The organism is Corynebacterium choanae, from assembly GCF_003813965.1.
Classification (GTDB): domain Bacteria; phylum Actinomycetota; class Actinomycetes; order Mycobacteriales; family Mycobacteriaceae; genus Corynebacterium; species Corynebacterium choanae.
Genome location: NZ_CP033896.1, coordinates 1,722,251 through 1,746,180, shown reverse-complemented (window position 1 = coordinate 1,746,180; position 23,930 = coordinate 1,722,251). Strand labels below are relative to the sequence as shown.

At 55.9% G+C, this 23,930-nt stretch carries 21 protein-coding genes; 14 read left to right on the top strand and 7 right to left on the bottom strand.

What is annotated here, in order from left to right; all coding sequences use genetic code 11:
• Nucleotides 1-254: 254 nt before the first annotated feature.
• A complete protein-coding gene (locus CCHOA_RS06315) occupies nucleotides 255-545 on the bottom strand; it encodes a YciI family protein (protein ID WP_123928351.1) in 291 nt (96 codons plus the stop codon).
• 220 nt (nucleotides 546-765) lie between these two features.
• On the opposite strand from CCHOA_RS06315, the gene pgsA reads away from it, so the two are divergent.
• The 4 genes from pgsA to CCHOA_RS06295 all read left to right on the top strand — a co-directional run bounded on the left by pgsA (nucleotide 766) and on the right by CCHOA_RS06295 (nucleotide 3,774).
• On the top strand, nucleotides 766-1,371 hold the full coding sequence (gene pgsA, locus CCHOA_RS06310) for a CDP-diacylglycerol--glycerol-3-phosphate 3-phosphatidyltransferase (protein ID WP_245992093.1): 606 nt from the start codon (nucleotides 766-768) through the stop codon (nucleotides 1,369-1,371).
• A gap of 262 nt (nucleotides 1,372-1,633) precedes the next feature.
• Nucleotides 1,634-2,224 (top strand): CinA family protein, encoded by a 591-nt coding sequence (locus tag CCHOA_RS06305; RefSeq protein ID WP_245992092.1) that lies wholly within the window; start codon nucleotides 1,634-1,636, stop codon nucleotides 2,222-2,224.
• Nucleotides 2,225-2,352: 128 nt separating this feature from the next.
• Nucleotides 2,353-2,685 carry a helix-turn-helix domain-containing protein gene (locus tag CCHOA_RS06300; protein ID WP_123930931.1) on the top strand — a complete coding sequence of 111 codons (333 nt, stop codon included), beginning with the start codon at nucleotides 2,353-2,355 and terminating at the stop codon, nucleotides 2,683-2,685.
• A 243-nt stretch (nucleotides 2,686-2,928) separates the two neighbouring features.
• A complete protein-coding gene (locus CCHOA_RS06295) occupies nucleotides 2,929-3,774 on the top strand; it encodes a PspA/IM30 family protein (protein ID WP_123928345.1) in 846 nt (281 codons plus the stop codon).
• A gap of 277 nt (nucleotides 3,775-4,051) precedes the next feature.
• On the opposite strand, the gene CCHOA_RS06290 is transcribed toward CCHOA_RS06295, so the two are convergent.
• The 3 genes from CCHOA_RS06290 to CCHOA_RS06280 all read right to left on the bottom strand — a co-directional run bounded on the left by CCHOA_RS06290 (nucleotide 4,052) and on the right by CCHOA_RS06280 (nucleotide 6,231).
• Nucleotides 4,052-4,666, bottom strand: coding sequence for an energy-coupling factor transporter transmembrane component T family protein (locus CCHOA_RS06290; protein WP_123928342.1), 615 nt, complete (start codon nucleotides 4,664-4,666; stop codon nucleotides 4,052-4,054).
• Nucleotides 4,666-5,355, bottom strand: coding sequence for an energy-coupling factor ABC transporter ATP-binding protein (locus CCHOA_RS06285; protein WP_123928340.1), 690 nt, complete (start codon nucleotides 5,353-5,355; stop codon nucleotides 4,666-4,668). The genes CCHOA_RS06290 and CCHOA_RS06285 overlap by 1 nt, the downstream gene beginning before the upstream one ends.
• 294 nt (nucleotides 5,356-5,649) lie before the next feature.
• The gene (locus tag CCHOA_RS06280) at nucleotides 5,650-6,231 is read right to left on the bottom strand and encodes a biotin transporter BioY (RefSeq protein WP_123928337.1); all 582 of its coding nucleotides are present in this window, start codon (nucleotides 6,229-6,231) and stop codon (nucleotides 5,650-5,652) included.
• 91 nt (nucleotides 6,232-6,322) lie between these two features.
• On the opposite strand from CCHOA_RS06280, the gene CCHOA_RS06275 reads away from it, so the two are divergent.
• From CCHOA_RS06275 to CCHOA_RS06255, 5 genes are all read left to right on the top strand, one after another.
• Nucleotides 6,323-6,529 carry a DUF3046 domain-containing protein gene (locus CCHOA_RS06275; protein ID WP_123928334.1) on the top strand — a complete coding sequence of 69 codons (207 nt, stop codon included), beginning with the start codon at nucleotides 6,323-6,325 and terminating at the stop codon, nucleotides 6,527-6,529.
• A 512-nt stretch (nucleotides 6,530-7,041) separates the two neighbouring features.
• Nucleotides 7,042-8,145 carry a recombinase RecA gene (recA, locus tag CCHOA_RS06270; protein WP_123928331.1) on the top strand — a complete coding sequence of 368 codons (1,104 nt, stop codon included), beginning with the start codon at nucleotides 7,042-7,044 and terminating at the stop codon, nucleotides 8,143-8,145.
• 260 nt (nucleotides 8,146-8,405) lie between these two features.
• A complete protein-coding gene (locus tag CCHOA_RS06265) occupies nucleotides 8,406-9,008 on the top strand; it encodes a regulatory protein RecX (RefSeq protein WP_123928328.1) in 603 nt (200 codons plus the stop codon).
• A gap of 183 nt (nucleotides 9,009-9,191) precedes the next feature.
• Nucleotides 9,192-10,763: a tRNA (N6-isopentenyl adenosine(37)-C2)-methylthiotransferase MiaB gene (miaB, locus tag CCHOA_RS06260; protein WP_123928325.1), complete on the top strand. Its 1,572-nt coding sequence runs from the start codon at nucleotides 9,192-9,194 to the stop codon at nucleotides 10,761-10,763.
• A 464-nt stretch (nucleotides 10,764-11,227) separates the two neighbouring features.
• The gene (locus CCHOA_RS06255) at nucleotides 11,228-11,896 is read left to right on the top strand and encodes an Rv2732c family membrane protein (RefSeq protein ID WP_123928322.1); all 669 of its coding nucleotides are present in this window, start codon (nucleotides 11,228-11,230) and stop codon (nucleotides 11,894-11,896) included.
• Between the two features lie 640 nt (nucleotides 11,897-12,536).
• Here CCHOA_RS06255 and CCHOA_RS06250 read toward each other — a convergent pair.
• Entirely contained in the window at nucleotides 12,537-13,847 is a 1,311-nt protein-coding gene (locus CCHOA_RS06250; RefSeq protein WP_123928319.1) for a DUF349 domain-containing protein, read from the bottom strand.
• Between the two features lie 329 nt (nucleotides 13,848-14,176).
• Here CCHOA_RS06250 and miaA point away from each other — a divergent pair, with 329 nt between their 5' ends.
• Entirely contained in the window at nucleotides 14,177-15,100 is a 924-nt protein-coding gene (gene miaA / locus CCHOA_RS06245) for a tRNA (adenosine(37)-N6)-dimethylallyltransferase MiaA (RefSeq protein ID WP_123930928.1), read from the top strand.
• Nucleotides 15,097-15,984, top strand: a complete 888-nt coding sequence (gene dapF / locus CCHOA_RS06240) for a diaminopimelate epimerase (RefSeq protein ID WP_123928315.1) — start codon at nucleotides 15,097-15,099, stop codon at nucleotides 15,982-15,984. Before miaA ends, dapF begins: the two co-directional genes overlap by 4 nt.
• Nucleotides 15,985-16,298: 314 nt before the next feature.
• On the opposite strand, the gene CCHOA_RS06235 is transcribed toward dapF, so the two are convergent.
• Nucleotides 16,299-16,844 (bottom strand): hypothetical protein, encoded by a 546-nt coding sequence (locus CCHOA_RS06235; RefSeq protein WP_123928312.1) that lies wholly within the window; start codon nucleotides 16,842-16,844, stop codon nucleotides 16,299-16,301.
• Between the two features lie 944 nt (nucleotides 16,845-17,788).
• On the bottom strand, nucleotides 17,789-18,529 hold the full coding sequence (locus tag CCHOA_RS06230) for a hypothetical protein (protein ID WP_123928309.1): 741 nt from the start codon (nucleotides 18,527-18,529) through the stop codon (nucleotides 17,789-17,791).
• A gap of 218 nt (nucleotides 18,530-18,747) precedes the next feature.
• Between CCHOA_RS06230 and hflX the strand changes: the two genes are divergently transcribed.
• The 3 genes from hflX to CCHOA_RS06215 all read left to right on the top strand — a co-directional run bounded on the left by hflX (nucleotide 18,748) and on the right by CCHOA_RS06215 (nucleotide 23,858).
• Nucleotides 18,748-20,346 (top strand): GTPase HflX, encoded by a 1,599-nt coding sequence (hflX, locus tag CCHOA_RS06225; RefSeq protein ID WP_123928306.1) that lies wholly within the window; start codon nucleotides 18,748-18,750, stop codon nucleotides 20,344-20,346.
• Nucleotides 20,347-20,581: 235 nt separating this feature from the next.
• Nucleotides 20,582-22,423, top strand: coding sequence for an amidase (locus tag CCHOA_RS06220; protein ID WP_123928302.1), 1,842 nt, complete (start codon nucleotides 20,582-20,584; stop codon nucleotides 22,421-22,423).
• 142 nt (nucleotides 22,424-22,565) lie between these two features.
• A complete protein-coding gene (locus tag CCHOA_RS06215; RefSeq protein WP_123928299.1) occupies nucleotides 22,566-23,858 on the top strand; it encodes a uracil-xanthine permease family protein in 1,293 nt (430 codons plus the stop codon).
• Nucleotides 23,859-23,930: the final 72 nt, after the last annotated feature.

The window sequence follows — 23,930 nt, the reverse complement described above, 5'->3', positions numbered from 1 at the left end:
AACCATCTCGTCCCAATACCACCATGAAATGTTGGGATAGTTTCTGCTTGGTTGACGGGGCAGCCGTCTCTTGTTGGCAGCGGGCTTGGCTCCAGTGATCAGGTGCGGTGCCATTCGCCTGTGGCAAGGAGCTGCACTATTTGTGCAACACAGTTGGTTGCCGAATCGAAGCTGGAATGTATCGTTTCGCTGAAGTCGCCGAAACTATTGGGTGTTTCAGCGCACAGGCAGTCCGCACCATTGGCGCCTGCCGGTTACGAAAAGATATTGAGCACCGGATTCCACGGCCGAATTTCTCGGGAATCAATAGCTTTCTCGGTGAAAAATGGATCCTGGTTCATGAGCTGTTCAGCATCATCGACCGTGGCGTTGTCGTCTAAGCGAATAACGATCAGCGCTCCACCGGTGGTGTCGGTAAACGGTCCTGAACCGACGAGTTTTCCGTCGGCTAGGAGCTGACTGAGGAATTCCCGATGGACAGGCCGGATCTCGGCGATACGGGGGCTGGCCGGATTGTAGGTGTACAGCACTGCAAAACATGTCATAGTGAAGACTTTACCTGGATGACTTAGGGCAGCCGGACAATTCCGATACACCTGTCGTTGATCCGCTGCACAGGGCAGGTGGGTTAGTGATCGTCGGAGTCAGGCAGGACGATACTCCAGCAGCACATGACCTGTGAAAGCGTGTTGGAACACTGAAATCTTGAGGTTTTCTCCCACCAGCGTGGGCGAAGGTGTAGTGAACCCGGTAGGGTGGTAAAGCGTGACACAGAGCAATCAAACCCGCCCCTTAGCACAGTCCAAACCCAGTAACTTCAACCTGCCGAACGTGCTGACGAGTTTGCGGATTGTGATGATCCCCTTATTCGCCTGGCTAGTCCTGCGCGGTGACGGGATTTACACCAGTTGGATGTGGTGGGCGACTGCGGTGTTTGCCTTGCTCATGTTCACCGACAAGTTAGACGGTGACATCGCCCGTAAACGTGGATTAATCACTGATTTTGGCAAGATTGCTGACCCTATCGCCGACAAAGCGTTGATGATCACCGCATTGGTGTGTTTGAACCTTACCGGTCAGCTGTGGGTGATTGCCACGGTGTTGATTGTGGTGCGTGAATTGGGCATTACGTTGTGGCGGATGCTGCAACTTCGCCAAGGCAATGTGGTGCCAGCCTCGCGGGGCGGCAAGGTGAAAACGGTGTTGCAAACAGTAGCTGTTGGTTTGTATCTCATTCCTATCCCACAGTGGATGGTGTGGGTACAAGCGCTGGTGATGACTGCCGCGATTGTGGTCACTCTGCTTACCGGTGTTCAATATCTATTGGCGGCGCGTCAATTGCGCGATGGGGCTCGCCGTCGTCGCCGATAACGCTGGAAACGATGAGTTTTTACACGAATGGCTTGTGCAAGCACTGAGGGTTGGTCGCGGGAGCGAAGCGCTAGCTTGAAGACTCTCGGCTGTGGTGCGCCGATGACTACGCGGAGCATGCAAGCAGGTATGTAACAGCTCTATGTGTTGCATTGTGCAGCTCCCAGCCAGTACTAGACCGGTGTTGTTTGACAGGTGGTAAGCGATATCACCGCACAGGGCTATGCTGCGGTGGAGAAGCTGGAGACAAGGAGGGTTGCAGGTGGATGATCGGCAACAGTCGCTGGCGCTGCGCATCGAATCGGGCGCAGAAAGGCTGGTACGGACACTTACTGCCCGCGGGGACACTGTGAGCTGTTGTGAATCGTTAACAGCAGGAATGCTTGCCGCAGCTCTGGGGGCTGTTCCGGGGGCTTCGCTCTGCCTTGCTGGAGGGTTGGTGACCTACCAAACTTCCCTGAAGACTGTTCTTGCTGGGGTTGATCAGGAACTCATTGATCGCTACGGGGTGGTAAGTCCGGCTTGTGCACAAGCGATGGCGCAAGGGGTGCAGCAGCGTACCGCAACAACATGGGCGCTGTCGACAACCGGGGTCGCAGGACCTGGCCCTAGTGAAGGACATCCTGCAGGAGAAGCCTATGTAGGACTTGCCGGCCCTGGTGGCCAATTACACGCTATTCAAGCTCTCCCATTGGGGTTGATTGGTGCACCTGCAGGTGAGGAATTGGTGTCGCAAGCTGATGGAAACTATCCGCGGCAAATCATCACTGGTGATCGTTTGACCGTCCGGCAAGCGGTGACTGTCGCAGCGTTAGAATTGTTACTTGCACGGTGCAGCGAAGAACACAGCTAGTGCTTCATTGCTTTTCCCCAGTTTACCGCATAAATGTGGGGAAGATCACGGTGGAAAAGTAGCAGTCGAGGCCTTCGGGTGCCAGGTTTGTGGGAACAAAACCGTCAGGTGAACCGTTGTGCAGGGTGATGGTTACCAAAACTGCCCCGAGAATCGTAGATTTAGCGCATCTTGAGCCGCAACGCTCCGCGCAGCCTCTGCTGCGGGAAGCGCTCGGCTCCGCATTGCGCGCGTTCCGTGCCGATCGCAAGATCACTTTACGGGAACTTGCCGAATTAGCGTGCGTGTCTCCCGGATATCTTTCTGAACTCGAACGAGGACGTAAAGAGGTGTCCTCAGAGTTACTTGCAGCAGTGTGTCACGCACTGGGCACCAATGTGGCCGATGTGTTGATTGAAGCTGCTGGCTCGATGGCCATGTCCACCGCTGACCGCGACTTTGCTGCAGTGCACGCAATCTAGTGCGACTGTACCGGGTGCCGCGGCGGTCACAGACGTAGGTGCTGGAAACACTCGGCAATCGATTGTGACTGGAATGCGTTTGTTGTCCAATATTCGCGGCACTGCGGCAGCAGTACATTAAGCTAGAGTGCACACTTTACCTGTGGCGCTACCGTAGATGTTGGCTTTCGATCCAAAAACGGAAAAGACAGTGCCCTCGTACACCACTATCCGTCCCACAAACCTAGAAACGATGAGTTGATCATGGCTAATCCCTTCTCTAAAGCATGGAACTATTTCCTCGCGCTATTCGATTCGAAAATTGAACAGCATGCTGATCCGAAGGTGCAGATTCAGCAGGCAATTGAGCAGGCGCAGCGGCAGCACCAGGAACTCTCTCAGCAGGCTGCAGCAGTAATCGGCAACCAGCGGCAGCTGGAAATGCAGCTCTCGCGTCGGCTGGCAGAGGTTGAGAAACTGCAGGCCAACACCAAGCAGGCTATTAGTCTGGCTGATCAAGCCCGTGAACAGGGTGATATGAAAAAGGCCACCGATTATGAGAATGCGGCGGAAGCTTTCGCAGCCCAGCTGGTTACAGCAGAGCAGTCGGTTGAAGACACCAAGCAGCTCCATGATCAGGCATTGCGGCAGGCACAAGAGGCGAAACGTGCCGTTGAGCGTAACTCGGTGAAGCTGCAGGAACAGGTTGCGGAACGCACCAAACTCCTTTCTCAGCTTGAACAGGCCAAGATGCAGGAGAAGGTGGCCGAGTCGCTGCAGTCGATGAATGCGGTGACCGCGGGTTCGTCGACCCCGAATCTTGACCAGGTGCGGCAGAAGATCGAAGCTCGTTATGCGAAAGCGTTAGGTACCGCTGAACTGGCGCAAAATTCTGTCGCTGGACGGATGGAAGAAGTCGAACAGGCCTCGATCCGTATGGCCGGTCATTCGCGCCTGGAAGCAATCCGCGCGGAGATGCACGGTGGTGAACTTTCAGCAGGCAACAGCAACGTTGACCGGCAGCTCACCCAAGGATCTAGCGACACCAGCAGCACGGCTGCCAACGATGCGGTAGAGGCGAAACTTCGCGAATTGCGCGGCCAACAGTAGTACCGTGCTCTTGCCTGCAGTCTGAAGCATGCGACTAGCAACAAATTCAATACAGCACATTGCAGCACCTGAGTTGGTGGGAAGTATATTCGTTTCATCGAAACACTCGATCTCCACCAGCTGCAGGTGCTGCAGGTTTTTTCACCATCACCGGTGGTGGTGCATCCGGGAGATACGTGCTACCGGTTGCAACGATAATCGTCGGCGGATTACTGGGTCTTCTACAGCAGACACGCGCAGCGTATCCAGCAGATGATAGGTGTGGTGTGTGTAGCTACTAGTCGACAGCTCCCCGGGCGGCAAGTGCGTCTGCTACCTGTTCAGCACGCCGAATGGAACGAATGACCACTGGAGTGCCGAAAGCAAATAACGATCGTTCCAACCCGCGGGCTTTTCGCGCATCGAGGACTTCTCGTACTGTAGCTAGCTGCAAGGGAATCAGCCGGATCGTCAGTGAGATTGCCAGCGTAATATAGTGCACCGGAACACCAACCCGGGCAAGCGGTTGCAATGCCCAGTCAAGAAAATCCATCATCTCCTCAACCCGGGTTGTCAACGTCAGTACAGTGGCAACTACGATGCAGGCAAGTAGCGAAAAGAATTGCGTGATTGCTGCGGCGATCCCCTTATCGAAGATCAACACTGCACAGATAAACACCAAAATAGGTAGCGCCGGCCACACCTGCCCCCATGCAATCCGGGCGGGGATTTTCCCCAGCGGATACAAAGCCACACAAAGGGCAAGTACCCCTAATCCCGCCACTGGATCACGCACCACAAGTGTAACCAACACGATGACTACCATGGTGGATACAAACTTCCATCCGGCGCGCATTCGATGCAGCGGCGAATCTGCAACCACATACACCCCAAGGGGAATATTGCCACGCATTAGGATGCTCCCATCATGGTGCGGATATAAAATTTGCGTACTTCATCAGGATGTCCATCAGCGGCGACGGCACCCTGATCAATGCAAATCACTCGGTCGAATCCGTCGAGAAAATCAAGATCATGAGTTACAACAATGAGCTGCTGGGAGAGCGAAGCAAAGACTTGTTGAATGTGGAGCCTATTCGCCAAGTCCAAGAGTGTGGTCGGCTCGTCGGCGATGACCACCGCGGGTTCCAGCACTAAGACTGACGCTAACGCTAGCAGCTGTTTTTGGCCACCAGATAGCAGATGAGGACTGTGATTCGCATGTCCAGACAGTCCGAAACGCTCCATCGTGGCGTGAACTTTCGCGGCTGTTTCCTGTTTTCCGAGTCTGAATCGACGCAGTGAGAAGGCAATGTCTTCTCGCACGGTTGGCATGACAATTTGATTTTCCGCGTCGGAAAAAATAAAACCTACCTTGCGACGCACCTCCCGGCCTTGGGTTGCAGGATTTATACCGTCGACGGTGACTGTACCCTCGGTTGCCGTGTTGAGTCCGTTTATGAGGCGAATCAGGGAGGATTTCCCTCCACCATTGGCGCCGATGATGCCGATACGTTGTTCGGCAAGGTCGAGGGAGATTCCGCTGAGAACCTGTCGGTTGTCGTACGACAAGTGCACATCACGGAAGACGATATGGGACATCTTGACTCGTCCTTACATGTACTGCTCAACCATGCACAACGTGGGGTGTCCATGATCTGCTGTGGGATTGGTGCGACTCGTTGGGGCTAGTCGCGGTAACTGGTGCAAGCCTGATAGCAATCAATGGGGCGTTGGCGTTCCGTGGGAACATATCGCTGTGCGGTCACTGTGGTTGGTTGTGCTTGCACCGCTGGGGAAAACAAGTGTCGCCTTCTGTCCGGCGGGCGAGCCCCGCAGCACAGAAGGCGACAACCTCAGACGAAAGTGGATTAGCAGCCACTGGCGAGGTTGATGTTAAGCGGTGATAGCAACAGGTTTGAATCCGCGCAGATGGGGGAGGGCAAGGTGCACACCGAAAGCGATGACAATAACCGCGGCGAGTTTTGCTGCATCAACCGGCAAGAATGGGATTTGTGCGGTGAGCGCCGCCTTGAGGCTTTGATCGGCGCGCAACATCAGCCCAGCTACACCTAGACCGTATTGGGTAAGCAGCGCTGCTACACCGCCGAGTGCAAGGAAAACGAAGAGCCGAACACGAGCAAGGGTTGCCCCAGCAGAGATAATCCCGGCGACAAACGGGGTGAGGAGATATCCCACCAAGTAGCCGACGGTCGGCCCGGCCAGTGCAGGCAGGAGAGGACGTCCACCGGCAAGAATTGGCAAGCCGATGAGGCCTAGCAGGAAGAACAAGATAATCGCATAGGTTCCCCGACGTGGACCTAAGATAAGTCCGGTGAGAATGATGGCGGCGTTTTGCAACACGATTGGCACCGACGCGGCAGTTGGGATGCTGAAGAACGCAAGTGCCACGATGAGTGCGGCGAACACCGCAGAGTAGGCGATGTCCTTGACTATGGTTTTGCTGTTATCGTTCACACCGGGGATGCTACCGCATAGCTGAGCAGAACCTGAACATTGTTTAGTTTTCGGGGCTGTGATTCCAGCCACCAGACGAGGAGGTTCGACCGTGCAGGAAACCGAGTTTGCCCGGTTGATCGAGGCTGAATTCGGCCCGTATCAAGGGCCGTTCATTGTCAATAACCATGTGGTTCGAGAGTTTGGTCGCACGCCCAAAGAGCTTCTTGAACAGGGGGAGGATCTGCGACAAGTGTGGTGGGCGCTCTGTGACGATTTTGATATTCCCGAAGATCGTCGGCTAGGCCCAGACGAGTAGCACTCCCGCACTATCTGCTCACGCAAGATGACGGTACTCGCCGCTCTTGCGATCGATCGCGCAGCTGTCCAGTAATGACTGTGTATATGCGGGCAGTGTGTGCACGATGGGCGACCTCAACCCAGGTGTCACACGTCGTATCGCAATCGAACACCTGTGCGTGTAGAATGCTTTGCTAGTGCACCTGTCCAGTACAGTAATGGCAAGTCGCCTAGCGGCAGTCAACAACAACACTTGCAAGCAAGACCATGCCCAATAACCTGGGAACCCAGCCACGGTGCGGGAAAGTCGAAGTTTGTAGGTTCACCAGCTAGCACGGTGATGGTAGATCCTTGCACTTGATGAACGATGCGTGCGCGCGCACCTACCACCTGTGTTGGGAACGGTTCGACCCCTAGGAAGCGCTCCTTTTCGCAGTCTGCCTTCCGGTAGAACCTGCTCCTGGACTTTCGTTGCAAATAGACCTAATCCTGTACAAACCCAAAGCGAAGAGAAAAACGGTAAAAAACCCCATGCCTCCGAAGAAAAAGGCTGTTGTTCAAGCAACCACAAAGGAAAACCGCCAGAAGGCCTTGAAAGACGCCATGGCCATGATCGAGAAAGATTTTGGCAAGGGTGCGGTGATGATGTTGGGCGACGATAATCGTCCCCCGATTAGCTCCATTAGCTCGGGCAACACCGCGATCGATATTGCTCTAGGTATTGGTGGTTTCCCGCGCGGTCGCATTATTGAAATCTATGGTCCGGAATCCTCCGGTAAAACTACGGTTGCGCTGCATGCGGTTGCACAGGCACAAAAGGCTGATGGTATCGCCGCATTCATTGACGCAGAGCATGCGCTTGATCCTGAATACGCCCGCAAACTTGGTGTAGATACGGACAATCTCATTGTTGCTCAGCCTGATACTGGTGAGCAGGCACTTGAGATCGCCGACATGCTTGTCCGTTCCGGCGCTATCGACATTATTGTTATCGACTCGGTGGCTGCATTGACGCCTAAGGCTGAAATCGAAGGCGAGATGGGTGACTCCCATGTTGGTTTGCAGGCACGGTTGATGAGCCAAGCGCTGCGGAAGATGACTGGTGCTTTGCATAACTCCGGTACCACTGCGATTTTCATTAACCAGCTGCGTGAGAAAATTGGGGTGATGTTCGGGTCCCCAGAAACCACTACCGGTGGTAAGGCGCTGAAGTTCTACGCATCAGTGCGATGCGATGTTCGTCGGATCCAAACCCTGAAAGACGGTCAAGACGCGATTGGCTCGCGGACGAAACTCAAAGTGGTCAAAAATAAGGTGTCGCCGCCCTTTAAGATTGCAGAGTTTGACATTATCTACGGTGAGGGTATCTCCCGCGAGTCGTCCATTATCGATCTCGGCGTCGAAAATGGCATCATCAAAAAGTCCGGTTCGTGGTTTACTTATAACGGCGATCAGCTCGGTCAAGGTAAGGAAAAGGTTCGGCTCTATCTGAAGAGTACGCCTGAGCTTGCTGACGAAATTGAACAGAAGATTTTCGCTAAGGTGGGGTTGATCGAAGACGACGATGCGCTCACCGATGATCCCATCGATGTGGTGCCAAACGTCGACTTTGATGACGAAGATATGGAAGACTAGCCCCACAGTGATGGTGATCGCGGCGTAGCGATCAGTTACTGGCCTGTTGGTAAATTCTTTTCAAGACGGGGTGCAGCAGTGATGGCTGGCACAGATGTATTGCTTGCGGGCAATACATCTGTGCCAGCTCAAGATTTCCGGCGGTGTAGATAAACGGTTGGGGTGAGCTGCGCCCGCGCGGCATCATCGGAAACAATGCCACTGGAGTGTTTCGCAACCCGGTTGCCGGTCAATGTAGCGGTGCAGGAACGGAGATATCGATGGATGCACATCACAAATCTCGCAAGCAGGACATTGTCGCGAAGCTTTCTGCCGCGATTGCACAAATTGATGAACAACCCTCGTTTTCCGCCGAGCGAGTCGTCGAACAACACAAAGCACCGGTGAAACAGCGTGCACTGGCAATCCTCAATGCTCGAGCACGGTCGCGCTATGAGTTACAGCAGCGCCTTATTGCCGCAGAATTCCCACCGGAACTAGTGGAACTTGTCCTTGATGACTTTGCACAGGCTGGCCTTCTTGACGATGCTGCATTTGCCAATGAATGGGTGCGCCAACGACACGAGCGGCGTGGCAAAAGTCGCAGTGTGCTCGACCAAGAGCTTCGCGAAAAAGGGGTTGCATCAGCAATTCGCGCGGCAGCACTTGCCCAGATTGATGATGACGACGAGCGCAGTATTGCTGAACAACTCGCCCGAAAAAAGGCTCGCGCTATCACCGGGAAACCAGTCGACTTTGCGGAATATCAAAAACTGTTACGACGCATCGTCGGCGTGCTGGCTAGACGTGGCTTTCCCAGCGGGGTGGCTATGTCGGTAGCAAAAGATGCTCTGGAGCAGCGGCTCGCAGAGCTCGACACCTAGCGGCGCTGTGTCACGGGTGCGGGAGGATTCCTATTTTCAAGGAGTGTAGCGATGTGGACGTGCAGTGTGGCCAAACAGCGGACACCTGTGACAACTGCCAGGAGCTTGTCTTGTGCTGGCCAGTAATAAAAAACATGTCCAGGGGTATGCTGGGATTTTCCGCTACGGCAGAGTGCTAATACAATGCCCAACGTGATTGAACCAGAGACATCGACCGCGACCAGCACCAACGGCATCGCCCCCCGCACCTATGAAGTGCGCACTTTTGGCTGCCAGATGAATGTTCACGACTCGGAACGGCTTGCAGGTCTGTTGGAAGATGCCGGGTATCAGCCAGCAGGGGAGTCGGTTGAACCTGATCTTGTAGTGCTGAACACTTGTGCTGTTCGCGAGAATGCTGACATGCGGCTGTATGGCACGTTGGGTTCTCTGAAAAGTGTCAAGGAACGCCATCCGGGCATGCAGATTGCCGTCGGCGGCTGTCTCGCGCAGAAAGATAAAGCTGTTGTCGTCGAGAAAGCGCCCTGGGTCGATGTGGTTTTTGGAACCCATAACATCGGTTCACTGCCTGCGTTGTTGCAACGAGCGGAACACAATCGCAAAGCTCAGGTTGAGATTGTTGACGCGTTAGAGCAGTTTCCGTCGGTGCTCCCAGCTAAACGCGAATCGGCTTATTCCGGTTGGGTGAGTGTGTCGGTTGGTTGTAACAACACCTGCACGTTTTGTATTGTCCCTTCGCTGCGGGGCAAGGAAGCTGATCGCCGACCGGGGGATATCCTGGCCGAGGTGCAGGCACTCGTCGAGCAAGGCGTGGTAGAGGTCACCTTGCTGGGGCAAAACGTGAATGCCTACGGTGTGCACTTTGCAGACCCTGATTTGGAACGTGATCGAAGCGCGTTTTCGAAGTTGCTGCGTGCCTGCGGAGAAATTGAAGGCTTAGAGCGGGTTCGTTTTACCTCCCCGCATCCTGCGGAATTTACTGATGATGTCATCGATGCGATGGCCGAAACACCCAATGTTTGTCCGCAGCTGCATATGCCGTTGCAGTCGGGTTCCGACCGGATTCTCAAAGAGATGCGGCGAAGCTACCGAACGAAGAAGTTCTTAACAATTTTGGAGAAGGTGCGGGAAAAGATTCCGCATGCCGCCATTACTACCGACATTATTGTGGGTTTCCCCGGCGAGACTGAGGAAGATTTTCAAGCAACCCTCGATGTGGTGGAACAAGCACGGTTTGCTTCGGCGTTTACGTTCCAATACAGCCCACGGCCGGGAACACCGGCAGCGACCTATCCTAACCAGGTGCCACCGGAGGTGGTGACCGAGCGTTATGGTCGACTCATTGCTTTACAGGAACGTATCTGCCTGGAGGAAAACACCCGGCTGATTGGCACAGAGCAGGAATTGCTCGTGCAGGCAGGTGAGCAGCGCAAAGGTAAGGATCGGGGTCGCTTAGCTGGACGGTCACGGGACGGTAGGCTCGTCCATTTTGCTCCTCATCCAGCGAACGAGGGTGCCATCGATCGGTCGATCCGACCTGGTGACTTTGTCACTGTCACAATCACTGATGCGGCGCCGCACTTTTTGCTGGCCGATAGCGGGGTGCAGACGCACCGCCGTACCAAGGCGGGTGACCATCACGAGGCAGGTCAAATGCCCACCACTGGTCAAACTGGTGTGGGGTTAGGGCTGCCAAAGATTGGCCAACCGGCAACACCGCCGCCTACGACCGGGTGTGGCACCGGTAGCTGCTAACGCTTGGTACGGGCTCGAATTTTGCTGTTTGCACGCCTTTTCGGTCTGTACCGTTGTTACAGTGTGAGCTGCTATGTATCACCGTGCGGCGCTAGAGTGAGCAGCGATGACTCACGCCTGGTAGTTTGATGCTCATGCCAAGGTAAAACAGTTGCGGCAGCCAAGTGACTATGCTTTCAGGCCAAGTCTGCTTGGTGTCGTCTTGCTCTGCGTTGCTAGCAGCAGCGGCTAAGGTCGTTGGCGGATCGTTGAAGGTGGGTTGCCAGATTGGGCGGATGGTGCTGTGCTGTGGCAGTGGTCGCCGTGCACCATGGGTGATCCGCTACGAAACAACGATGCTGTCCGCGTACAGTGACGCTGTTTGCTTGCGTCATCTCGCTGGTTGGGTGATGTGGGCGCGACACAGATACGCTTTGCAGCAGGCCTGGCGCAATGTTGATCCTAGTAAAGGAGCTGTCTCGGTAATGAGTGGACAAAATGAAGAGCTTGCCGCGCAGCTTGCGGCGGAAGAGAAACAAGCAGCGCAGCGACTGCCTATTGGTGGTGCGCGCTGGTTGCTGCTGGGTTGTGTAGCGCTATTTGTTTGCGGGCTGTTCTTGCCGCATGCCGGTGCAGTGAAGGGGCTAGATGTGCTGTTTCGGACTGCGACTGCGGCAGCACATTCCACTTCCCGGTTAGAGGTGTTTTATGTGTTCGCGGTCCTCATTGAAATGCTGTTAGCTTTGGCGATTGCGATCACTGCCAATCGGCAATTGGCGCAAATCGGGGTTGTGGTGGCAATGGCAAGTTCGATTGCCGCAATGCTAGCGGTGTGGAAACGGCAGGTTCGTTCCCCAGAGGATCTTGGTACCGGACCTGGGGTGGGGCTGTGGCTTATTGCCCTGTTGGCGTTTGTGGTGTGGATTGTGCTGATCTTGCAGGTGATTCAACGCAACGATCAGCAGTGGGAGCTTGATAAAGAGCGACGAAAGTACACTCCGCAAAGTGAGCTGGCATTGGCGCAACTTGAAGTGCTTGAGGCGAAACGGCAAGGCAATGTTGATCCATTTGCTGATAATCGCCGTGCCCGGGCAAAGCAGCGGCGCGACCGGATGCTGCGGGGCGAGGGTCAGCAGCCGCAAACCAACCCCTAATCGGGGAGTTTTCAGCAGAATTTTTGTGATTTCTCTAGCGGGATGTTCGTAGCTTACTTGCTAGGTCGTTATACTCAATAGGTGATACTCGCAGCACAGGGAATGCATGAGCCCGGCTGCTGGTGTCACTAGCGCAGGATTTGATCACCTTGCGGGCCTTTTAGTGACCTTCCCAACTAAAGGCAAAAATGATATCGATAGCCCGTCGGCGCAGTGACCATTCTGGGGGTCACGTGTCGGCGGGCTATTGCTATTGCAACCAGGATCGGGGGACACCAACAAGAGGTAGCGGTCAGCGGTGTTTCGCGACCCCAAGGGAAAGGGGAAAACTTTCGCACCAGAAGTTGGCGCTGATGGTGTTGTGACCAGCACCAAGGATGCTCAAGTGGAGCAGCGTCGTGATAGCGCTGGATGCGTACCGCGTGTTGCGGGCTTGTGGGCGAATGTGTCTGTGTGCTGTGTAGTAAGTGCGGTACTCGAGTTCGGCTAGCGCCGGGAATCTATACAAGGCGAATACCTACAGCGCCGCCGCCGACCCTTGAGGCTGCAGGAGCCTGGTTTAGTCGGCGGCGGCGTTGCATGTGCGCTTTAATGTTGCGCCTGAATCAGAAACGATGGGTTGCTGTTCTTAGCAGTCTGTTTAGGATTCGACGGCCTGTTGGGCAGCGTCAGCCCACTGTTGCCATTGCGCAGCTTGGGCGCGAAGCTGTTCAGCTTTCGCAGTATTGCCTTTGGCTTCGGCTTGGGCTGCTTGGGCAGTGAATTCTTCAACTTTGGCGACGAACTGGGCGACGCGGGCTTGCACCTCGGGGTCGGTGCGCCGCCACTGGGCATCCGCGGCGGCGGCAACTTTGTCTTCAAGCGCGCGGATTTTGTGTTCAAATTCGCGAACCTGATTCCGGGGGACGAAACCTACGGCTTCCCATTCATCCTGGAGTTCACGCAGGGTTTTTCGGGCGCCTTCCAGGTCATGATCCGGATCAATGAGTGGGGTGTAGCGATCGAGAAGTGCTTGTTTCTTCGCGGCATTTGCCTGGAATTCCTCGTCGCGCTGCTGCTGGTCAGCATTGCGGGCGGCAAAGAATCGGTCTTGGGCTTGCTTAAACCTTGCCCACAGTTTGTCATCAACGTCCCGTTGGGCACGGCCGGCTTGTTTCCATTCGGTCATCAGGTCGCGGAATTTCGCGCTAGTTTCCCGCCAGTCAGTGGAGTCCTGCAGGGCTTCCGCGCGTGCGATGATGTCTTCTTTGACGCGGGCAACTTGTTGACGGCTACGATCCAGCTCAGCGAAGTGAGCGCCGCGGCGGCGGTTGAAGGTTTCACGTGCCTGCGAATAACGTTTCCACAATTTGTCGTCGGTGGCACGGTCGATGCCGCGGATAGTTTTCCATTCCTGAAGGATTGCCCCAAACCGGTCGCCGGTCTTCTTCCATTCGGTGGAGTGTTCACCGAGTTCGACTGCTTCGTCGGCCAAGGCAGTTTTCCGGGCGATGCCGTCTTGCTTCTGCTTGGCGCGCAGTTCAGCCTGCTGGGCGGCGGTGGTTTCGCAGGCAGCAATGATTTCGGTGAGGCGGGCAGCAAGGCGCGGCAGGTCGCCGATTACTGCCTGGTTGGGCAGTTGTTCTTGCACCTGGGTGGCTTGCTGTTTGATGTGATTGGCTTCTTGAGGATGGCTGGCCAGCCGGCTAGCAAACAGTTCTACTTCACAGGCCAGGTCGTCAAAGCGTTTGCCGTACATGGCAAGGCCTTCTTCGGGGCTGCCGGCCTTATAGGAGCCAAGATGGAACTCTGATCCGTCAACAGCGGTGCCGTAGGCTTCACCGTCGGCTTCGACGCGACCGAAATCGGCTGGGTTGCTTGCGGGAAGAACGACCGGGGTGACAGGGACTCGGCCACTGCTAGCTTGTTTGCCTGGTTTGGGGCCTGGGGTGGGGATTGGCCGGTTGCTCATGAGGTTCTCCAAGGATCAGATTCGTGCCGCGCATCACGGCTGCCGGGAAGTGGGACATGGTTTTTTAGCTCTGCTTATCCACCTGGGTTTGTTCAGTGGGTTTGCTGAAGTGAAAAAAACCATTGACTTTGCTCAACCGTGCGGGACGTACGAATCGGCGCGACACTGCAGTAAATGCAAGTGGGGTTGCCGTGACGGCGCAGGGTTTTGTGTGATTCTACTCTGTTTGCATCCCGGTGCGCTGCATCGGCCAGGGTGGATCGCATTGTTACAGTGGTGGGGTGGAAGATCAGGTGCAACACAGTGACTCCCGGCAAGCAATAACTGGTTTGCCGTGGCAGCATCCCACCCCGATTGCGGTGGTGGGGCCTACAGCAAGCGGGAAAAGTGCGCTGGCGATCACCTTGGCGAAAACGCTCGGTGGGGAGATTGTCAACGTTGATTCGATGCAATGCTATCGGGGGATGGATATCGGCACCGCCAAATTGGCTCCCGGCGAGCGGGAAGGGATTGCGCATCACCTGTTGGATATTTGGCCGGTGACAATGGATGCGTCTGTTGCCGACTATCAGCAGCGGGCACGGGCCACCATTGAGGCGTTGATGGCGCGGAATGTGTGTCCGATCATTGTCGGTGGTTCCATGCTGTATATCCAGTCGCTGGTGGATAATTGGCAGTTCCCGCCAACGGATCAGCAGCTGCGGCAGCAATATTACGATTTGGTTGATGAGATCGGCATCGGTGCGGTGCATGGTTTGCTTGCTTCCCGTGACCCTGCTGCGGCGGCGATTATTGAGTCGAATGATGTGCGCCGTACGGTTCGTGCCTTGGAAGTGATTGATCTCACGGGCAAGCCTTTTAGTGCTTCAAAACCGCCAATTGGGGCACCAGCCGAATATGGCACTGTTCAGCTGGGGCTGCACACCACCAACGAATGGCTGCATCCGCGGATTGTTGCGCGCACTGAGCAGATGTTTGCGAATGGTTTTGTCGAGGAAGTCCGCAGCCTGCAACAGGAAGCCGGGTTGGTTCGCCACTCCACAGCTGGCCGGGCGATCGGCTATGCCCAAGTGATGGATATGCTTGCCGGACAGCTCAGCTATGAGGAAGCAGTGGAACGCACGATTATCGCCACCCGGCAGTATGTGCGCCGGCAACGGTCGTGGTTTCACAAAGATCCCCGGATCTGTTGGCTAGATGCTGCGGGGAATCCCGGCGACCAGGCAGTCGGTCTACTACAATCTGGCACATGAGCACACTTCCATATGCCTTGGGGCATGGCACCGAGAACGATTTTGTCATCCTGTTGGATGCGGATGCAGAAATCGATCTCACCGAAGATCTCGTGCGGGCGCTGTGCGACCGGCGTTGCGGGGTGGGTGCCGACGGCGTGCTCCGTGCCGCCCGCGCCGGAGCCCTCCTTGCGGCAGGTATCATCGACGAGATTCCCGGTGACCTGTCGCATGACACATGGTTTATGGACTATCGCAACGCTGACGGTTCCATTGCCGGAATGTGCGGCAACGGGGTGCGAGTATTTGCCCACTTTTTGCTGGCTCGAGGCCTGGAATCGGTGCGTTCTTTCGATGTGGCCACCAGGGCAGGTAATCGGCCGGTGAATATAGGCGAATGCACTGACCATTTCGCTGAAGTCACCGTCGATATGGGCAGCCCAACTGTAACGGGTGTTTCCACCTGTTTCTTGGGACAACAAGAATTTGCCGGGCTAGCAATTGATGCCGGCAATCCACATCTTGCTTGTGTTGTCCCGGGGCTTGATGCGGCAGGGCTTGCCGACTTACCGGTGCAACAACAGTTTGTGGTCGATGAAACATTTTTCCCGGACGGTGTGAACGTCGAGATTGCAACAACACTGAACGCCGACGGGGAGATGCATATGCGTGTGCATGAACGTGGTGCCGGGGAAACTCGGGCCTGCGGCACTGGCACGGTTGCCATCGCCATGGCTGCGTTAGCCGATCAGGGAAAAACACACGGCAAGGTCACTGTGCACGAACCTGGTGGCACGCTCCAGGTGACGATCTACCCCAACGGGCGAGCTGAACTCACCGGCCCTTCGGTGTTATACGCTGCCGGTTTGGTAAAAACCGAGGCCCTTACGGTGTTACAGCGCTAAGCACCAAGCGGCGCTAACGCGCTAATAGTTGCGCCAACATATCCGTCAGTGCGCAACAATTCCTGCCGGAAACAGGTAGATTCCCGACATCCCAGCATCCGGAGGAAGCTGGTGGCTGTCGGTGAACACCATGACTACGGTGCGCTTACAGGCGATGCTGCGGGATCGTGCCGGGAGATGGGCACAGTGCACCATCGTGTTGCGATCACTGGTGGAGCCGGGCTGGTGTGGGTGAACCACCACAGCGAGGCGTGCTCGGGTGCAGCGGGGAAGTGCCAAGTGTCAACGGAGCGGTGATCAGCAGCGCTTTCCGGTTATGATGCCCGCTTCTGATAATTGCCACCGAGTCGTAAAGCCCGCCGGCGGGCAGCCGACCACAACTCGGCGAGTTCTACAGCCCGCTGGTCGGTTAGCTGCAGCAAGGTTTCAAGTTGTCCAACGGTCATACGGCGCCGAAGGCGGTAGTCAAGCCTGGTTAAATACCGTTTCGCGGCAGGGACAGCGCAGAAAAACGCCGCAATTTCGGCATCGTCACAGTCAGGATCAGCAAGGGCGGGACGATGCTCCCCGCGGTCTTCCGCCACGGTGGGTTCACTGGAGGATAAAAATTCCTCATAGCTGCGCAACACTTCGATGATGTCTTCTGCTGACAGTCGGATTGAGCTACGCAGCGCTTCAGCTTCTTCGCTGACGCCACGATCCTTCAACAATACGATCATCGACATCACCAGCAGTAAGGCGATCACAACACCAGGAATGTGCAGCAGCCCAATAAGCACAGCACAGCATCCAGCGACGACAAGGTAGGGCCACCACAGCCGAAGCCGGGCGGTAGCCGTGTCGAACATTGGATCAGGCATGATGATGAACAGACATTCCTTTTACTACAACGAAGAAGCGTTGTGCGGACTGGGTGCACCTTGCATCGGCGGTAAGGAAACCGCAAGCGAACAGCACAGCACGTCAGGTGGCCACCACCGCAAAGTGCAATACAGATTCGCTGCTGCGAGGTCACCACATGCGGCAGTTTTGCCAAAATTTGCTGGTAAAACACCAAAATGTGGGTGGCAGTTCGCCTTCACCGACGATGCTAGCAAGGTAAGTGAAGCAGCGTCACATACCGAACGTTAGTGGTGGAAAAGCAAGTGTTGCTTGGCAAGTGCCGGTACGCCTGAAAACCCTAGCAATATCGGCGGCGCAGATGGAGTCAGATATGCGCTATGGCTAATGCAGCGGGTGGCAGCAGGACTGCTAGAATCCTCACGACCACGAATGTGTTCAGTTGCGGCCAAAATGGTATGATTTTTGCCGCCGCGTGGATTCCACCCTATTTTGGGGGTATTTTACGGGATCTGGCGTCTTGGAGAAACACTGTGACAGACATATCCGGTTTCGCGAACCGCTCCGCGTTGCCAGATTGTGATCACGTAGCCAATGCTTCCACCGGCTGGCAGCGATCTTTGCCGGTAGACCCCAGCACACTGCAGGGATGCCGGTGCGGGATGCTTTGCGACACGGTCGCGCGGAAAGCGGCACAACAAGACTCCTTGCCTCCAACCCGCGCCCACGGTGGCACGAAAGAAGTCCCGCCCACCGTGTGATGAATCCTGGCCGGTTTGCAGTAGCTAGCAAGCACCTGCGACCACAACATGTGTTCACTGAAAGATTTAACTGGGGCAAACACTACTGCTTGCACCTGCCCACGCTACTGCTTCCACTAGCCGATTGTTCGCCCCCTGTAGGTGAAACGCACCTGCGGTGGCTGAACCGGAAAAACCACCGCAGGATCGCTCACCTGGAGCTGTTAGCAGCCGCAACCGCCGCCACCGCAGCCACAGCCACCAGCCCGGCCGCCACCACAGCCTGCGGGCGGATTGACTGAAGCTGCTAACGCCACCGTGCCGGTGACAACCGTGCCATCAGCTGGCAAAGTATCGGCGTCCGCCAGCACAATATCGAGCGCAAACGGTGTACGCAGCGTGGCGTGAATAAACCGCTGACCGGTCAACGAATTAATTCGATATTCCGCGCCCTCTAGGCGGGCGGTGATCACTGCTGCCGCGTCTGGTGTTTTCGACCCGTCATGTTCAGCAATAATTTTCGCCCCCGGCGACTCAATGCGTCCCTGCGTCGGGCAGGAAGGATCCGACGGATCATGCAACGTGACGTCAATACCAAGAGCAGTAATCGCTACCTCTTGCCACGGCAACACTGGTTCATTGACCAACAGCGGACCTTGCGCCAACGTCGCACATACCGCAGCGATCTGCTGGCCATCGTCGTCAATAAATTCAATGTAGGCCAACGTGTGGTCAATCATTGACACATGGCCGGTGGCGGTAGTGGTGGAAGCAAACCCCGCCCAAGTCGAATACGGATCTGCTGCCAAAATGACGATGCGTGCACCCGACGGATCATCAAATTGCACCAGCTGGCCATCACCAAGTTCACCGGTGACCACCAGCTGACCAGAGGAAATCGCAGCCTCTACCGCATCAACCCAGGTTGGAAAGTCAAGGCCGATGGTTTTCAAATCGTTAGTCATAGCGACCAGTCTAAGTCACCCAGTCAAACCCTGGCGCGACAACCCCACGACAGCATCTTGCACCCGCTCACTGCGTATTCACGCGAAACCTAAGGTCGAGCCAGGTGGCACCGGAGATACCTGTCCAGCTGGATTGCTTCCACAGCAGCTTTCGTTCGCGCACAGCGTACAGGTGAAATACCGTCGAATCAGGGGCCGACATGGCAGAATAAGTACCGATGAAAGAAACAACAGAGAAAATCCTCGCCGACGCATTCCACGACCACCAGCCTGTTGCGGAACGCGCAACCGACAAGGACAACTCGCCCATAGAACAATCTTCCACGAGTCCGCAGGTCACCGAAGCTTCACTGCCGACAGTCGGTGATCTTGACCTGGAAGCCCGCAGCTCTTTGCGGCGACTGGCGCGCACCTCTAACACCCACACCACTGAACAAGATGACGGCTACGACGTCGAATATCGCAAACTTCGCCTAGAAAAAGTTGTGCTGGTTGGGGTGTGGACCTCAGGGACGACCGCAGAGATCGAAGCAAGCCTGGCAGAGCTCCAAGCGCTAGCAGAAACCGCCGGATCCCAGGTCTGTGACCTGCTCTACCAAAAACGCGACAAGCCAGATGCTGGCACCTATATCGGTTCCGGCAAAGTTGATGAACTCAAAACCATTGTGCAAGCAACCGGTGCAGACACCGTGATTTGCGACGGTGAACTTTCCCCAGGGCAGATGATCGCCCTTGAAAAAGCGCTGGACGTCAAAGTTATTGACCGCACCATGCTGATTCTCGACATTTTCGCTCAACATGCAAAGTCCCGGGAAGGTAAAGCCCAGGTTGCGTTGGCACAGCTCGAATATCTCATTACACGCGTTCGCGGTTGGGGTGGAGCACTGTCACGGCAAGCTGGCGGCCGTGCCGGTTCTAACGGTGGCGTGGGATTGCGCGGCCCTGGTGAGACGAAGATTGAAGCTGATCGTCGTCGACTGCGGCAGGAAATGGCTCGTCTGCGGCATCAGCTGAAAGGTATGAAAACCGCCCGTGAGGTCAAACGGGCAAAGCGTCAAGCCTCGGTGATCCCGAAAATTGCGATCGCCGGCTACACCAACGCTGGTAAATCCTCTCTCATTAATGCGATGACCGGCGCTGGTGTGCTTGTCGAAGATGCGCTGTTTGCCACGCTCGATCCAACGACCCGGCGCGCCCAACTTGCCGATGGCCGCTCGGTGGTGTTTACCGACACTGTGGGTTTTGTGCGACATCTGCCCACCCAGCTGGTGGAATCGTTTCGTTCGACGTTGGAGGAAGTCGTCGAAGCCGATTTAGTACTCCATGTGGTCGACGGTTCAGATGCGTTTCCGTTGAAACAGATTGATGCTGTCAATCAGGTCATCAGTGAGATTGTTCGTGAACAGGGTGTGGTTGCCCCCGCGGAGATCATTGTGGTGAACAAGATTGATGCGGCCGATCCGTTGACGTTGGCCCATTTACGGCATGCACTTGATGATGCGGTGTTTGTGTCGGCGAAGACCGGGGAGGGGATCAAAGAACTGCATGCCAGGGTGGAGGTGTTCCTTAATACTCTTGATGTCCATGGGGTTTACCTCATCCCATTTACCCGAGGTGAGCTAGTAGCCAAATTGCACCAAGAGGCCACAGTGCTGGCGGAGGAATACACAGCCGACGGCACCAGGTTGGAAGTGCGTGCACCGCAGTCGGTGGCAGCGAGTTTGGCGGAGTTTGCTATTGATGGCCAAGATTCGACCGAAGCGTTGGCAACACCGGTTGATGCTGATGTTGATACCGATCCCGCAACGCAACACTAGGTGACCGGTGCGCCGTCTTTGGCATATTGCTGCAAGGCGTGAGGTGTTTTCTTCAGGCGGGTTGGGAGCATGGTGTTGGTGAATTGACGGTTTGGTGCCGTGCCGATGGTGGTGAGGCGTTGGTTGGGGCACGACTGCACTCGTGTCGTTGAGATGATGGTCTGATCAGTGTGCGGATCTGCGGCAGGCAGCTGGATTGCGTTGGCGTGGTGGAAATGGAGAATTTAGGGTTGCCATGGGTGGAGATATTGGCAAAAAAATCGCCTTGTCACTGGCTGGGGCTGGGATTTTAACGTGGGCGAGTGTCACAGCTGTGGCAAGTATTGATGGCAATCCTTTGCATCGGGATGCGGCAGTTTCTGCGATCACCGACAGCAGCAATTTCTCGCAAGGAGCTCTTGCTGTGCGGCCTGTGTCGCTGGCTGGTCTTGGAGGTTCCTTAACCCCTGCGCAGCGCAGTCAGCTTGGTTTCGCCATGGTGAATCAATCTGCTCTTGACAGGGTTGCTTTGCGGCGGCAATTTGGTGCTCCAGCAACGCTGGGGGCTGATTATTACGCCAATAACCTTAATGATCGCAACCCGTATCTGCGGGCGGTGTCGGCGGTGAATCCCTCGCTGGTGGCTGACGCTGCCGCGGCCGACAACTTGGTTGGCGAGCATGCTGTGGCGGGGATGGTGGTGACGGTCAGCGATAACATTCCAATCCCAGGTGTGCCCACCACGTTAGGGAGTGCCGCAGTTCGATCTTTGTCGGGCGCGAATATGCAATCATTGTCGGATGCCGAGGCTGCAGACCGTTCGACTTCGACTCCGGGGTCTTCTGCAGTGTCGATGTCGCCGTCGGCAGGGGTGTCGAATGCTGCGTCTGCGCGGTCAACAGCGAGGGCAACTGATCCTGCCGCGGATGAAGCGGAGGTTGATGCTGCTGCAGTAGACGGCGTGTACGGTGTGCTGCGGGACCATGGAATCACTGTCATTGGGCACAGTGCCGCAAATGAATTACAAGGTCTGCTTACCGCGAACCCAGATGGATACTCTTATCTTGGTGGGCAAACGCTTGATATTCGTGATCCACTGCATCGTTCACCGGGTTTTGGACAGGCTGGTGCAGCGCAGGCGTTAAACGCCGAGTTTGCTGATGCGGCGATTGTGTATGACGTTGCCGAGGCGATCACGGCTCCAGCGATTACCGCTGGTGTCTACGCAAGTGTGCTCCCATCGAGTTGTAGTGCGTCGATTGCGAGTACCAACGATGATCCGCGTCGCTTGGGGATTATGGCGCGGCAGCTAGCCGATTTGGAAGCGCTAGGTAATCTATTGTGCGCTGATTTGCGGCAAATTGCTGCAAGTACCACAGGTGAGCGTGCAGATGCTGCTGCTACAGCGCCGTTGAGTTCGCGCGCCAACGCTACGACGAAAGCAGCAAAGGGCGATGGCACCCCTGGTGCAGAACAACTGTTTGCCGGAACCGCCGGCACATCGGTAGCGCTGGCGTTTGATGAGCCGTTTACTGAACAGTTCAGTGCCAATTTTGCCGAACACCATATTGGGTTGAGCCCATTTTCAGCAGGTGCTACGGCTGCCGCCGAGACGTTAGCAACGCTGCCACTTCGTCAAGCGCAGCAGGTGCTGCTGTTGGAAGCTGTAACACGGCAGCTCAGCGAGGCAACTGGGACAACGATCACACCTGCTGAATTGATCGCTGCCTACCAGCAAGAGCCAGCGACGATGCCCTATGGTTTGGGGCAACTCGCAGCTACTGCGACACCATTTGGCATGGATAGTGAGCAGGCACGTGCGATTCTTGCCGAGGCTCGCCACAGCGTCACTGCACTGTTTGACCAGTGCGCCAATGATGCCTGTGACGGTGTGATCAGTCGGGCGGATTCGCTGCTGCCATTGACTGACAGTGACATGGTTTCTGTGGTGGTTCCCGCTTTTGGGTTTAACAGCAATATGGCTGGCGACACACCGTCTCGCTATGCCTTGGTGCTCACTGTTGCTGGGAGTAATGCGCACCGGGCAATTGCCATCGCTGCCGCCCTGGCAGCTAGCCAGCCTTTTGATTTTCTCTAACACAGCCGGTCGATAGCGCTTACCGGGTCGTGCCGATGGGGCCTGTGGCAGTGGGAACATCTACTGGTGCGGGTATAACATGCTGGCGGTGAACCTTGGGCTGGTGTGAGTTTTTCACGAGTAATAGTTAATAATGGGCTGTATGAGTGTCATTCCCCACTGGACCGTCCACGGTGACGGTCGTCATATCACCCCGGGCGGGGTTGTCGCCCCGGAAGAACGTCTCAGCTGGCCGCGCACAATCGGCATCGGCATGCAGCATGTTATCGCCATGTTCGGGGCAACGCTGCTGGTGCCAACATTGACTGGTTTCCCAGTAAACACCACCCTGTTGTTCTCCGGGTTGGGAACTATCATCTTTTTGCTGGTAACCCGCAACCGGCTTCCTTCCTATTTAGGTAGCTCCTTTGCTTTCATTGCCCCACTGATGGCCACCGCCGGGGAGGGGATCGGTACCCAAATCGGTTCGATTCTGGTTGCTGGTCTGGTGCTCATCGGTATCGGTGTGGTGGTGAAAGCTGCTGGGCAACGTGCCCTCGATGCTGTCATGCCGCCTGCTGTAACAGGTGCGATCGTGGCGTTGATCGGATTGAATCTCGCTCCTGTGGCTGCTGCTGATTTTGCGAAACAGCCAGCAGTAGCAGTAGTTACCCTGGCCGGAATTTTGCTTGCTTCGATCGCGGGTCGCGGCATGCTTGCCCGCCTGGGGATTCTCACCGGTGTGGTCATTGGTTGGATCTATGCGGCATCCACTGGACAGTTAACGGACGAGTCGATGCAGGCAGTCCGCGATGCAGCCTGGATTGGTTTGCCAACATTCCACAGCCCACAATTCCAGCTTTCCGCCATTTTGGTGACGCTGCCTGTGTGCATCGTGCTCATCGCGGAGAATGTGGGGCATGTGAAAGCGGTGTCTGCAATGACTGGCCGCAATATGGATGATTTAGCCGGCGATGCGCTGATTGCCGACGGGTTGGCGACAACACTCGCTGGCGGTTTTGGTGGATCGGGTACTACCACCTATGCAGAAAACATTGGGGTGATGGCCGCAACCAAGGTGTATTCCACTGCCGCCTATTGGGTTGCTGCACTTACCGCAATCGCGTTGGCGTTTGTTCCCCGGTTTGGGGCAGTGATTAACACGCTGCCGCCTGGGGTGATGGGTGGTGCAACCATTGTGTTGTACGGTTTGATCGGTATGCTCGGCGTGCGAATCTGGCAGGACAACAAGGTGGACTTCAACAATCCGGTCAACCTGATGGCTGCCGCTGTTGCTCTGATCGCCGGGATCGGCAACCTTACGCTCAGCATTTTCGGCCTCGAACTGCAAGGCATCGCCTGGGGCTCGGCGGGCATTATCATCCTGTATCCAATACTGCTTGCCCTCTATAACAAGATGGGCGAAGGACAGCTGCTGGCCAAACGTGCCCGCTAGTGGCTCGAATCTTTAGCTTATAGAGCAGCACTGTTTGCAACACCCCTGGTTGGCCGAGAACTTCTCGGCAAA